Raw genomic sequence first — 12,505 nt, forward strand, 5'->3', positions numbered from 1 at the left:
ACAGCCGTCCTGTCACGCAGCGACCTCGATCGCCGGCGTCTCGGCGGCGGCATGTTCGCGCTGCAACCAGTCGGCGAGCGCGCCGACGCCCTCGCGCCAGTCACGGCGCTCCGGCAGCGCGAGCGTCGCGGCGGCGGCGCGCGCGTCGGCGACGAAATAGCGCTGGTCGCCCGCGCGCCACCCCGAATAGCGGACATCGACCGGGCGGCCGGTGAGCGTCGCGATATGCGCGAGCAACTGGCGCAGGCTGACCGCATTGTCGGGTCCGCCGCCGAGGTTGAAGGCGCGGCCCGCTACATCGTCGATCCGCCGCCATGCGGCGAGATAGGCGTTCACCGCGTCGCGGACGTCGAGCACGTCGCGGACCTGATGCCCATCGCCGTAGAGCGTGATCGGTTCGCCGTTCAGTGCGCGGATCAGGAAGTGCGCGACCCAGCCCTGATCCTCGGTGCCCATCTGGCGCTGGCCGTAGATGCAGCTCATCCGGAAGACGCAGGTCTTGAGCCCGAAGCTGCGCGCGTAGTCGAGGACATATTGGTCCGCCGCACCCTTCGACACGCCATAGGGCGTGTGGAAGTCGAGCGGCCGCGCCTCGCCGATGCCGTGCGCGCGGACCTGCGGGTCGACGGGGCGATAGGCTTCGTCCTCCAGCACGAAATCCAAGTCGGCGAGGTCGCCATACACCTTGTTGGTGGAGGCGAAGATCAACGGCACGTGCGCCGCGCGGGTGCGGATCGCCTCCAGCAACTGGAAGGTGGCGGTGATGTTGGTGGTGAAATCGTCGGCGGGGTCGTCGAGGCTGGTGGTCACCGCCACCTGCGCGGCGAAGTGGAACACCGCCGCCGCGCCCGCAACCTCGTCGGCGAGCCGCGCCGCGTCGCGGATATCCGCATGAACGAAGCGGATGCGGCTGCCGTGGCGCGCGCGCAGCCATGCAAGGTTGCGCTCCACCCCGGCGCGCGCCAGCGCGTCGTAGATCACCACGTCATGCCCTTCGCCGGCAAGCCGGTCGGCGAGGTTCGAGCCGATGAAGCCGGCGCCGCCGGTAACCAGCACCGGCCCGTTCATGCGACCAGCCCGCGGCGCTCGAGCTCGGCGCGCATCGTCGCGACCTTGTCCTCGGCGGTCTGTTCGGCGACCCATTCCGCCAGTTCGGCAAGGCCGGCGGTGAAATCCTGAGTCGCGCGGAAGTCCAGCCGTTCCTGCGCCAACGTGGTGTCGCAGAAGCAATGGCGGATGTCACCGATCCGCGCCTTGCCGACGATCTCCGGGACGAGATCGTTCTTGCCCATCGCCTTGGCGAGTTCGGTTGCGACTTCCGTCACCGAGCGGTCATGGCCCGAGCCGATATTGAACGTGCCGCCGACCGCCTGCGGCAGGAACAGCGCATCGGCGAAGCCGCGCGCCACGTCGCTGACATGGACGAAGTCGCGGCGCTGCTCGCCGTCCTCGAAGATCATCGGCTTCTGCCCGTTGAGCAACCGCGACGCGAAGATCGCGAGTACGCCGGTATACGGGTTGGAGAGCGCCTGGCCGGGGCCGTAGACGTTGAACAGCCGCAGGCACACGCCTTCGATCCCGTAAGGCGCGGCCATGATGTGGGTGGTGCGCTCCTGCACATATTTGTTGAGCGCGTAGATCGAGGCGAGGTTGGGCTGTTTCCACTCCGGCGTCGCGACCGGGGTGAGCGGACGGCCCTGCGCGTCGACCGGCTCCCAATTGGTCAGCCCATCGCGCAGCCCCTTGCGCTCGGCATCCTGGACCAGATTGCCGTCGGCATCGCGGTACAGCCCTTCGCCATAGATCGACATCGACGAGGCCGTGACGACACGGCGCACCGGCTTGTCGATCAGTTTCTCGAACAGAACGGCGGTGCCGACGTCGTTGGTCGAGGTATAGCGTTCGACCTCGTACATCGACTGGCCGACCCCGACCTCGGCGGCGAGATGGATCACGCTGTCGACGCCGTCGAGCGCCTTGCTGACGACATCGCCATTGCGCACGTCGCCGCGGATCAGTTCGACCGCGTCGTTGAGGAGCGGCGGGCGCTCGCAATCGCCGTGGACCTGCTCGATGAGGCTGTCGAGCACGCGCACTTCATGGCCGCGCGCCAGCAACTCATCGGCAACGAAACGCCCGATGAAGCCGGCCCCGCCGGTGATGAGAATGGTTTCCACGAATGTTCCTCCCGCCCCGCAATTGATTTCGATCAATGACACGCGCGTGCATTGCTGATTGATTGCAGAAAGAAGAACATCTTCTACTTAGCTTGGTTCCGAAGATAATTGCGGTACCGTAATTTTTATGGACTTTGCTGGTGAATTGATTCAGATCAATCCGCTATGGCCAGAGTTGTTTTGCTCGCCCGGCATGGGCACCATAAAGAAGTCGGTCGCGTGTTGAGCGGTCGATCGGATATTCCGCTTGATCAGCGCGGGCAGGCAGAGGCCCGGGAACTTGCACGATTGGTGGCCGGTCGCGGCGTGACGCGGATCGTCACCAGTCCGCGCGCACGGACGCGAGAGACGGCGGCGGCGGTTGCGGCGGCGCTGGAGTTGCCGGTTTTGATCGACGCGGCGCTCGACGAGGTGGATTTCGGTGCGTTTACCGGTCGCCCGTTCGCCCTGCTGGAGGCGGATGCGAACTGGCAGCGGTGGAATGCCGAGCGCGACACCGCGCGCTGTCCGGGCGGCGAGACGATGGGCGAGGCGGTGGCGCGCGCGGTCGGGTTCGTCGCGGTTTGCGGGGAGGGCGTGACGTTATGCGTCTCGCATTGCGACGTGATCCGCGGCGTCGTGGCGCATTATCTGGGATTGCCGCTGGAGCGGATCTTTTCGTTGGGGTGCGATCCGGGGTCGGTGACGACGCTGGCGCTGCACGGCGAGGGGGCGGTGGTGGTGGCGTTGAACGAGCGTTCCGGTTGACACATCGGCGGCGTGGTTGGGGCGGCGTTGCAGATGAACTCTACAGACATGGGCCCCTGCCTTCGCAGGGGCGACGGTTCGTTTGGCCGCCGTCGCCCCTGCGAAGGCAGGGGCCCATGTCTGTCCAATCCGGAGGTGCAGTCGCCCCGGCAGCCACGCTTCGGTGTCGGGAAAAATCAATTCACCGCCGCATAGCTCTTCTCTTCGATCAGATCCGACTCAAGCGCGACGTTGATCGCGCGTTTCAGCGCCGCGCGCTCGTCGTTCTTGACGTAGACCGCGCGCGCCAGCCGGATGAACTCGCCGCCGAAGCTGCGCGCCGCCTCCTCGCGGCGGATCGCATCCTCGATCTCCCACAGGTCCTCGTTGACCGACTTTAGCCGCGCATAGAGCGGCGCGACCTCGTCCTGCCCGAGCACGCCCGCACCGATCCGCGACAGCAGCGAATGTTCGCGCGCGACATTGGCGCGCGCGTCGGCGCGGTCGATGCGGTGCTGCTTGATCTCGAGGATCGTGATCTTGTCGAGCAACTCACCCCAGGACACGGGCACGGACGGGCTGGGGAGGCTGGCCATGATCTTCTCCTTCTATCACGTCGAGATCGCACGCGATCGTGGCGAGTGGCGTGTGCCAGTCGCCTGCGGTCGGCTGCGCATAGAGGCGGGTGTGTGGGTACCAGGCGCTGTCGCGGCGGGCGGGGTCCCAGCGCCAGTCGGGCGTGGCTTTGAGCAGCAGCCACGTCGGCCGCCCGAGCGCGCCGGCGAGATGCGCGATCATCGTGTCGACGGTGATGACCAGTGCGCAGCCGGCGACCAGCGCGGCGGTCGCGGCGAGGTCGAACGGGCAGCCTTCGGGGTTGATGACGGGTAGGGTGGTCGGCGCGCTGACCAGCGAGGCGCAACGGTGCCGCGACGCGATCGGTTCGAGCAAGGCGGGCGCCACCCAGCGATCGGCATCCCAGTCGCCAGCCCGCCAGCAGAGCCCGATCGTGTCATCGGGCAGCGGGGCGGGGGCGGCGCTTACATACGGGACGGGAACGTCCCGCGGCGTACAGCGGAGCGCGGCGCAAAGCTCGGTTATCTCGATATCGCACTCCGATCGCGGCAGTGGGTGTGCCTCGTCGAAGGCAGCGAGCGCTACGCCGGGGAAGTGCAACAATGCGTGGAGCCGCGCGGGGACCTCGACCGTCACCGTGCGTGCGCGCTGCACCAGCGACGGCAGGAAGCGGGCGAATTGCAGCGTGTCGCCGAGACCGTGATAGCAGCGCACCAGCACGTCACGATCGTCGACCGCGCCGCCGTCCCACACCCAGCGCCGATGATAGGGGAGCGTGGGGTCGTCGCGCGTCGACGGGTCGCGGGCGACGAGTACGGCCTGCTCGATCGCCCAGGCGTCCTCGTAGCGCTCCTCGCGCATCGCCCGGGTCCAGCCGTGATCGCTCATGCCGCCGCAAACGCGGCACACCCGGGCGGCGGTTCCACAATATTAAGTTGAGCGAGATCAATCCAGCGGAACGCGGCTGTCCGAGGATAGTTGATGCTTGCGATGGGTGACGGGGGATTGATGAGCGAAGATTTGCGTGCGCGGGTCGCGGAACTGGCACCGTGGTTTCACAACATTCACCTGCCCGGCGGCGTCCAGACAGCTCCCGATCATTTCCTGCTCGATTATCCCGGCAACAAGTTCGCCGAATTCGGCGTCTGTCTGCCAGAGGATCTGACCGGCAAGACGGTGCTCGATATCGGCTGCAACGCGGGCTTCTATTCGGTCGAGATGAAGCGACGCGGCGCAGCGCGGGTGGTGGGGATCGACTCCGACGACCGCTATCTGGCGCAGGCGCGGTTTGCGAGCGAGGCGCTGGGATTCGGCGACAGCGTCGAGTTCCGCAACCTGTCGGTCTATGACGTCGCGCAGCTCGGCGAGCGGTTCGACCTCGTGATCTTCATGGGGGTGCTCTACCATCTGCGGCATCCGCTGCTCGCGCTCGACCTGATCCGCGAGCATGTCGCGGGCGATCTGATGCTGTTCCAGACGATGCAGCAGGGGTCGAAGGACGAGGCGCAGGTGCCCGAGGATCATCCCTTCTATGTGCCCGGCACCTGGACCCCGCCCGACTATTTCGACGATCGCGACTATCCCAAGCTGCATTTCATCGAGCGCAAGTTCGCGGGCGACTGGACCAACTGGTGGGCGCCGAACCGCGCCTGTTCGGAAGCGATGCTTCGCGCCGCCGGCTTCACGGTGACCGCGCATCCGCAGGACGACGTCTATCTCTGCCGCGTCAGCGACGTGCCCTTTGCGGAGCACGGACCGGCGGCGGTCTATCCATCCACGGGGGGAGTGCGCGCGTGATCGAAGCCGCGATGATCTGGAACGAGCCGAACAACAAGTCGCACTGGGATCCGGAGGTCGACCCCGACTGGTCGCTGTTCGCCGACACCGTCAAGCGCGCGGGGGCGTCGATCGCGGCGGTCAACCCGGCGGTGACGCGCGTGCTGGGCGGCATGTCGCCGATCGATCCGTTGTGGGTGAAGCGGCTGGAGGCACATGGCTGCCTCGACGCGGTCGACGTGATCGCGGTGCACGGCTTCCCGCTCGACTGGAATTTGTGGTCGATCCACGACTGGCCCGCCAAGATCGCCGAGATCGAGGCGGTGACCGACAAGCCGGTGTGGGTGACCGAGGTCGGCGTCGGCTCGTTCGGCGCCGAGGAGGTGCAGGTGTTCGGGGTCGAGAAGACCGCCGAGCTGCTGATCGGGCGCGTGCCACGCGTCTATTGGTATTCGCTGTTCGACCTGCCGCAGGAATGGGGCGCGACCACCCGCCACCGCGAGGCGGAAGGATCGAGCTATTACCGGCATTTCTACATGGGACTGATCCGTGAGGATGGCACACCCAAGCCGTCGCTTGACAGCTATGCGAAGGTCGCGTCGGAGATGGGGCTGATGCAATGGTTCCATTTCGAGGACCCTCGGCTCGACGACGCGGTCATGTGGATGAAGCGGCTGGGGACGAAGAAGCTGCGCACCGGGCTGAGCTGGGCCGACAGCTTCCGCCCCAATGCGACCGACTGGTTCGACCGACAGATGGAAGCGCTCGCCGAGTTCGATACGACGGTGACCTTCTGCTTCACCCCCGAGCATCTCGGCATCCAGCCGCATCACACCAGCGCGGCGCGCGATCCGCAGGCATTCGCGGATTTCTGCGCGTGGATGATCGACCGCTACGCGCCCGCGGCGGTCACGACCCGGACGGCGGTGGCGTAACCCGGTCGAGCGTGTCGAGCACGTCCTCGGCGCGGACGTCGCGCTCGATTTCCGCAATGTCGTCGGGGAGTGTGACCCCGACGCGTTCGGCGATCTGGCGGACGACCGCGGTGAGCCGCGACAGTTCGTGCTCGGCGAGCAGGTTGATGTGCAGGTCGAGGTCGGCGCGCGCCTGCGCCTGCGCGGCCATGCGGTTCTGGCTGATGAGCACGAAGGTGGACAGGAAGATCGCCTCCACCGACGCAATCATCGCCAGCACGACGAAGGTTGGGTCGAACTTGGGGGTCAGCCGCAGGTTCCATATGATCCAGCCGCCGAAGAACGTCAGGTGCAGCGCGACGAACGTCATCGAGCCGGTGAAGCCGGTGATCCGGCCGGCCAGCCGGTCCGACCAGGGGGCGTCGGCCTCGACGCGGCGCTGGCGCTCGGCGAGGCGGTGGATGTTGTCGGCGAGGGCGCCGTTCAGATCACGCGGTTCATTCATGGGAAGCCAAACGATTGTCGCAGGGTAATGGAAGCATGATGTCGGCCGCGGTGCTGGTCGCGCCGGGGCGGTTCGAGGTGCGCGAGGTACCGGTGCCGCAGCCGGGCACGGGCGAGGTGCGCGTACGGCTGGAGGGTTGCGGCGTGTGCGCGTCGAACGTCGAGCCGTGGGAGGGGCAGCCGTGGTCGACCTATCCCAGCGAGGCCGCCGGGATGGGACATGAAGGCTGGGGCGTGGTCGATGCGCTCGGCGAGGGCGTCACCGACGTTGCGGTCGGTGAGCGGGTGACGATGCTGTCGGGGCACAGCTTCGCGCCGTATGACGTGGCGGCGGTCGACCAGCTGGTGCGGTTGCCGTCCGCACTCGACGGGCAGGCGTTTCCGGGTGAGCCGCTGGCCTGCGCGATGAACATATTCCGCCGCGCCGACGTGCTGCCCGGGCAGACGGTGGCGATCGTCGGGATCGGCTTCCTCGGCGCGGTGCTGACCAAGCTGGCGAGCGATGCGGGGGCGCGGGTGATCGCGATCTCGCGACGCGAGGAATCGCTGGCGCTGGCGCGCGCGAACGGCGCAGCCGAGACGATCGCGATGGACGATCACTGGGCGATCATCGAGCGCGTCAAAGAACTGACCGGCGAGGCGTTGTGCGAGCGCGTCATCGAAGCGGTCGGGAAGCAATGGCCGCTCGACCTCGCCTCGGCGATCATTGGGTTCGGCGGCCGGCTGGTGGTGGCGGGCTATCATCAGGACGGGCCGCGGCAGGTGAACATGCAGGACTGGAACTGGAAGGGAATCGACGTGATTAACGCGCACGAACGCGACCCACGGGTGAATCTGCGCGGGCTGAACGAGGCGGTGGCGGCGGTGGCCGGCGGCCGCGTCGATCTGGCGGCGCTGCTGACGCACCGCTTTTCGCTGGCGGAGCTGAACGAGGCGGTCGCCGCGACGCGCGACAAGCCCGCCGGCTTCGTGAAGGCGGTGGTGACGTTCTGAGGCGGGGCCGCTTCGCGACCGTGACCCCGCGCGGGAGGGCGTTCAGGACCGATCGACATCCACCGATCACCTGTTCTCTCCCGTCATCCCGGACTTGATCCGGGATCCCGCTTCTTCCTTCAGTCGCCACAAGGAAGCGGGGCCTCGGATCAAGTCCGGGGCGACGAATGAGAGATTGTGCGGCTCGGACCATTGCCCGCGCCGCATGGGAGTTTTGACGGTCGAGCCGCATTGGAAGCCGATGACGCGCAAGCGACCAAAGTAGATGAAGGAAAGACGAGGCATGACTCACGCCAAACTCCGCATCGGTTTCCTCGGCACCGGCTGGATCGGGCGGCACCGGATGGCAGCGATGGTTGCGAGCGGCGCGGTCGAGGCGGTCGCGATCAGCGATCCCTCGGCGGAGATGGTCGCCGCCGCCTCGCAGGACGCGCCCGGCGCGCAGGTGTGCGCATCGCTGGACGAGATGCTTGCGCTCGGGCTCGACGGGGTGGTGATCGCCAGCCCGAGCGCGCTGCACGCCGCGCAGTCGATCGCCGCGCTGGAGGCGGGGGTGGCGGTGTTCTGCCAGAAGCCGCTCGGGCGCGACGCCGCCGAGAATGAAGCGGTGGTCGCGGCGGCGCGGCGGGCGGACCGGTTGCTGGGGGTCGACCTGTCCTATCGCCATACCGCCGGGATGCGCGCGGTCGCGCCGCTGGTGCGCGGCGGGGCGCTGGGGCGCGTGTTCGCGATCGATCTGACCTTCCACAACGCTTACGGGCCCGACAAGCCGTGGTTCTATGACCGCGCGCAATCCGGCGGCGGATGCGTCATGGATCTCGGCATCCACCTTGCCGATCTCGCCTTGTGGCTCAATCCGGGGGCGACTGCGGAGCGTGTCGAGGCGGCACTCTATGCCGGCGGTGCGCCGCTCGCGGCGGACGCGGTAGAGGATTATGCCGCTGCGACCGTGCGGCTCGACAATGGCGTGATCGTTCGACTGGCCTGTTCGTGGCGGCTCCACGCCGGGCAGGATGCGGTGATCGAGGCGGCCTTCTACGGCACCGAGGGGGGCGCGGCGCTGCGCAACGTCGGCGGCTCGTTCTACGACTTCACCGCCGAACATTTCCGCGGCACCGCGCGCGAGACGTTGGCGATACCGCCCGACGATTGGGGCGGGCGTGCGGCGGTCGACTGGGCGGAACGGCTGGCCGCCGGTGCGCGCTTCGACGCGGCGGCGGAGGAGTATGTCGCGACCGCGCGGGTGCTGGACGCGATTTATGCGGCGGGGCGGGGGTAGGGAGTAGCTCCGTCATTCCCGCGGGGGCGCGAATCCAGAGACGCTGACGGTTGCGTTTCTATCGACGGACCTGCGCGTCTGGATTCCCGCCTTCGCGGGAATGACGGCAACCCGTGTCCGCCGCGGCGAAGCCGCGTCGTCGGTCAGGGCGGTGCCCCGCCGGCCGGTCTTGGGCGAGTCCCGTCGCAGAGTGCGACGGGCCGCCCGGCGACCTAGAACTCCGACCATTCCTCGTCCGCCACCGCCAGTGCCGTCCCGCGCGTGCCGGTGACCGGGCGGCGCGCGGTGCGCGCCAGGTCGCGGCTGGCCTGTGCCGCGCGCGCCTGCAGGTCGTGGACCGACGCGGCGGCCGGGGCGCTCGCGGCGAGCACCGGGCGTTGCCCGTGCGCGGTGCGGAAGCGGGCGACTTCGGTGGTGAGACGGGTCGCTTCCTCGGCGAGGCTGCGCGCGGCGGCGGTGGCTTCCTCGACCATCGCGGCATTCTGTTGCGTGACGCCGTCCATCTCCGACACGGCGGTGTTCACCTGCTGCAAGCCCGTCGCCTGATGCTCGGCCGATTGCGCGATCGTCGAGACGAGCGTGCTGATCTCGCCGATGCGCGTGATGATGCGCTGCAGCGCCTTGCCGGTCTCGCTGACCAGCGTCACACCCGCCTCGACCTGCTCCGAGGAGGCGAGGATCTTGGCCTTCACGTCCTTTGCGGCATCCGCGGAGCGCTGCGCCAGCGCGCGGACCTCGGAGGCGACGACCGCGAAGCCCTTGCCCGCGTCGCCCGCACGCGCCGCCTCGACACCGGCGTTGAGCGCCAAAAGGTTGGTCTGGAAGGCGATGCCGTCGATGACGCTGATGATCTCGCTGATCTCCGACGAGGCACGCTCGATCCCGCCCATCGCATCGACCGCGCGGCGCACGACGTCGCCCGAGCTTTCCGCCTCGGCACGCGCATCGCCGACCGCATCGTTGGCGCGGCGCGCACCGGCGGCGGTTTCGCGCACGGTGGTGGTGATCTCGTCCATCGCCGCGGCGGTTTCCTCGAGCGAGGCGGCCTGCTGCTCGGTGCGCTGCGACAGATCGTCCGACGCCTGGCGGATGTCCGCCGCGCCGCTGTTGATGCCGTTGCTGGCCGCCGCGACGGCCGCGATCGTGTTCGACACCGCCGCCATCGCGAGGTTGAAGTTGACGCGCAGCGCGTCATATTCTGGCGTGAACGGCGTATCGATCGTGAAACTCAGGTCGTTGTCGGCAAGCCGGCTGAGTCCGCCGCCCAGCGCGTCGACCACCGCCTGTTGCGTCGCCGCCGCCTCGGCCAACGCCTTGCCATTGCGCTGGAACACATGCATCGCGCGCGCCATCCGGCCGACGCAATCGCGGAATTCGGTAAAGGCGATCGGCGAGCCGAGATCGTTGGCAGCCAGCCGCTCCATGCGCAGCACCGTGCTGACATAGGGGTCGCAGATCAGCTTGCGCGACTTCAGCGCGATCACGAGCACGACGACCACGATCGTGGCGGCCAGCCCGATCGCGAGCGTCGCCGGCAGCGTACCACTCGTCGCGCCGATCGTGGTGCCCAGCGATAGCGCGGAGAGGCTGCCATAGAGCGCCGCCAGCACGGCGAACTTCACGCGTATCGGTGCATCCCGTTGAAACCACTGGATCATTCTTATGTTCTCCGCACCCAATCCCGAGCATCTCTACCAATGGAGATTAGCTGGCGGAGAACTGGCGGGATTTGTTGAAGGTGAAGTTAACGGATGCGGGCAAGCAACAAACCTGTAACGCAATCCGTGATGAAACTTTTCCCTGTTTCAAATGTTTGCTGTTGCTGTCACAGAAATTCGATCACCGAGATCTACTTATTCGAGCAAGGCCGGCGGCAGGCGGGGGGCAACGACTTCTTTCAGCACGAACCCGCTTTCCATCTGCGTGACGCCGGGCAGCCGGGAAAGCTCGTCGCGGTGAATCTGCGCGAAATGTGCCAGATCCCGGGCCCTTACAGTGACGAGATAATCGTAGCTGCCCGACATCAGGTCGCAGCGGACCACCGATGGGCTTGCCGCGATCGCGGTTTCGAAGGCGTCGAGCACGTCGATGCGCTGGCTCTCCAGCGTCACCTTGATGTGCACGGTCGTCTGGCACCCGAGCCGCGCCAGATCGAGCCGCGCGGCATAGCCGGTGATGATCCCGGCCTCCTCCAGCGCGCGCTGCCGCCGCGCGACGGCTGTGGCGGAGCGGCCGATCGCCTCCGCGAGCGTGAAGGCAGTCGCGCGGGCATTGTCGAGCAGCAGCGCGATCAGGCGGCGATCGATTCGGTCGAGAACGGGGTCTTTCGGCATCATCGTGCGCGATCATGCAGGATTTCGGCGCAAAGTCACCGGGCGCACGCCCATTTCGCCCGGTTTCAACGTCGATGACGCGCTATACTGCGCGAAACGACAGGAGGCGGACCCATGCGCATCGGCGTGCCCAAGGAAATCAAGAACCACGAATATCGTGTCGGCCTCACCCCCGGCGCGGTGCGCGAATATGTCGCGCATGGCCATGAGGTGATCGTTCAGACCGGCGCGGGCGCGGGCATCGCCGCCGACGACGACGCCTATCGGGCGGCGGGCGCCGGGATCGTCGACACCGCCGAGGAAGTGTTCGCGACCGCGCAGATGGTGGTGAAGGTCAAGGAGCCGCAACCCAGCGAGTGGGTGCAGCTGCGCGAGGACCAGATCCTGTTCACCTACCTCCACCTCGCGCCCGATCCCGAGCAGGCGAAGGGCTTGCAGGCGTCGGGCGTCACCGCGGTCGCCTATGAGACGGTGGTGGACGCGCGGGGACACCTGCCGCTGCTCGCGCCGATGAGCGAGGTCGCGGGACGGCTGTCGATCGAGGCGGCGGGGACCGCGCTGAAGGCAGTCAACGGCGGGCGCGGCGTGCTGATCGGCGGCGTGCCCGGCGTGCAGCCGGCGCGGATCGTCGTGCTGGGCGGGGGTGTCGTCGGTACCCATGCCGCGCGCATGGCGGTGGGCCTTGGAGCGGAGGTGACGATCATCGATCGCGCGATCCCGCGGCTGCGGGAGCTGGACGAGCTGTTCCAGGGGCGGGTGCGGACGCGCGTGTCGACGCTGGAGTCGATCGAACACGAGATTTCGGAAGCCGATGCGGTGATCGGCGCGGTGCTGATCCCCGGTGCTTCGGCGCCGAAGCTGGTGACGCGCCCGATGCTGAAGCTGATGAAGCCGCGCGCGGTGCTGGTCGACGTCGCGATCGATCAGGGCGGCTGTTTCGAGACCAGCCACGCGACCACCCATGCCGAGCCGACCTATGAGGTCGACGGCGTGATCCATTATTGCGTCGCGAACATGCCGGGCGCGGTGCCGCTCACGTCGAGCCATGCGCTCAACAATGCGACGCTGCCCTATGGGCTGGCGCTGGCCGATCGTGGTTATGCCGCGGCGGAGGCGGATGCCGGGTTGATGGCCGGTGTCAACGTGCGCGGCGGCAAGATCGTCAACAAGGTGGTGGCCGAGGCGCTGGGCGTCGCGGGGTAGTGCACCTTGATCGTCGTCCCGGGC

13 protein-coding genes are annotated in these 12,505 nt (G+C 67.7%); 6 read left to right on the forward strand and 7 right to left on the reverse strand.

Features of this window, described 5'->3' with window-relative positions; all coding sequences use genetic code 11:
• Positions 1–12: 12 nt before the first annotated feature.
• Positions 13–1,068, reverse strand: coding sequence for an SDR family NAD(P)-dependent oxidoreductase (locus SPHPH_RS0101800; RefSeq protein WP_028965151.1), 1,056 nt, complete (start codon positions 1,066–1,068; stop codon positions 13–15).
• Positions 1,065–2,177 carry an NAD-dependent epimerase/dehydratase family protein gene (locus SPHPH_RS0101805; RefSeq protein WP_028965152.1) on the reverse strand — a complete coding sequence of 371 codons (1,113 nt, stop codon included), beginning with the start codon at positions 2,175–2,177 and terminating at the stop codon, positions 1,065–1,067. Before SPHPH_RS0101805 ends, SPHPH_RS0101800 begins: the two co-directional genes overlap by 4 nt.
• 165 nt (positions 2,178–2,342) lie before the next feature.
• On the opposite strand from SPHPH_RS0101805, the gene SPHPH_RS0101810 reads away from it, so the two are divergent.
• Positions 2,343–2,924, forward strand: coding sequence for a histidine phosphatase family protein (locus SPHPH_RS0101810; RefSeq protein ID WP_028965153.1), 582 nt, complete (start codon positions 2,343–2,345; stop codon positions 2,922–2,924).
• A 176-nt stretch (positions 2,925–3,100) separates the two neighbouring features.
• Here the strand turns inward: SPHPH_RS0101810 and SPHPH_RS0101815 are convergent, their stop codons facing one another.
• Together SPHPH_RS0101815 and SPHPH_RS18630 are read right to left on the reverse strand one after the other, a co-directional pair.
• Entirely contained in the window at positions 3,101–3,499 is a 399-nt protein-coding gene (locus tag SPHPH_RS0101815) for a DUF6165 family protein (RefSeq protein ID WP_028965154.1), read from the reverse strand.
• Positions 3,456–4,367: a glycosyltransferase family 9 protein gene (locus SPHPH_RS18630; RefSeq protein WP_156025767.1), complete on the reverse strand. Its 912-nt coding sequence runs from the start codon at positions 4,365–4,367 to the stop codon at positions 3,456–3,458. The genes SPHPH_RS0101815 and SPHPH_RS18630 overlap by 44 nt, the downstream gene beginning before the upstream one ends.
• A gap of 120 nt (positions 4,368–4,487) precedes the next feature.
• On the opposite strand from SPHPH_RS18630, the gene SPHPH_RS0101825 reads away from it, so the two are divergent.
• Together SPHPH_RS0101825 and SPHPH_RS0101830 are read left to right on the forward strand one after the other, a co-directional pair.
• Positions 4,488–5,276, forward strand: coding sequence for a TIGR04290 family methyltransferase (locus tag SPHPH_RS0101825; RefSeq protein ID WP_028965155.1), 789 nt, complete (start codon positions 4,488–4,490; stop codon positions 5,274–5,276).
• Positions 5,273–6,190, forward strand: a complete 918-nt coding sequence (locus SPHPH_RS0101830; protein ID WP_028965156.1) for a glycosyl hydrolase — start codon at positions 5,273–5,275, stop codon at positions 6,188–6,190. Before SPHPH_RS0101825 ends, SPHPH_RS0101830 begins: the two co-directional genes overlap by 4 nt.
• Here SPHPH_RS0101830 and SPHPH_RS0101835 read toward each other — a convergent pair.
• Positions 6,165–6,674, reverse strand: a complete 510-nt coding sequence (locus SPHPH_RS0101835; protein ID WP_028965157.1) for a DUF1003 domain-containing protein — start codon at positions 6,672–6,674, stop codon at positions 6,165–6,167. The genes SPHPH_RS0101830 and SPHPH_RS0101835 overlap by 26 nt on opposite strands.
• Positions 6,675–6,712: 38 nt before the next feature.
• Between SPHPH_RS0101835 and SPHPH_RS0101840 the strand changes: the two genes are divergently transcribed.
• Entirely contained in the window at positions 6,713–7,666 is a 954-nt protein-coding gene (locus tag SPHPH_RS0101840; protein ID WP_051273178.1) for an MDR/zinc-dependent alcohol dehydrogenase-like family protein, read from the forward strand.
• Between the two features lie 283 nt (positions 7,667–7,949).
• Positions 7,950–8,945, forward strand: a complete 996-nt coding sequence (locus tag SPHPH_RS0101845; RefSeq protein WP_028965159.1) for a Gfo/Idh/MocA family protein — start codon at positions 7,950–7,952, stop codon at positions 8,943–8,945.
• 212 nt (positions 8,946–9,157) lie between these two features.
• Here SPHPH_RS0101845 and SPHPH_RS0101850 read toward each other — a convergent pair whose 3' ends face one another.
• Both SPHPH_RS0101850 and SPHPH_RS0101855 read right to left on the reverse strand, forming a co-directional pair.
• Entirely contained in the window at positions 9,158–10,603 is a 1,446-nt protein-coding gene (locus SPHPH_RS0101850) for a methyl-accepting chemotaxis protein (protein ID WP_028965160.1), read from the reverse strand.
• Positions 10,604–10,798: 195 nt separating this feature from the next.
• Positions 10,799–11,278 (reverse strand): Lrp/AsnC family transcriptional regulator, encoded by a 480-nt coding sequence (locus SPHPH_RS0101855; protein WP_028965161.1) that lies wholly within the window; start codon positions 11,276–11,278, stop codon positions 10,799–10,801.
• A 114-nt stretch (positions 11,279–11,392) separates the two neighbouring features.
• Between SPHPH_RS0101855 and ald the strand changes: the two genes are divergently transcribed.
• Positions 11,393–12,481 (forward strand): alanine dehydrogenase, encoded by a 1,089-nt coding sequence (ald, locus tag SPHPH_RS0101860; RefSeq protein ID WP_028965162.1) that lies wholly within the window; start codon positions 11,393–11,395, stop codon positions 12,479–12,481.
• Positions 12,482–12,505: the final 24 nt, after the last annotated feature.

Source organism: Sphingomonas phyllosphaerae FA2, from assembly GCF_000427645.1.
GTDB classification, from domain to species: Bacteria; Pseudomonadota; Alphaproteobacteria; order Sphingomonadales; family Sphingomonadaceae; genus Sphingomonas; species Sphingomonas phyllosphaerae.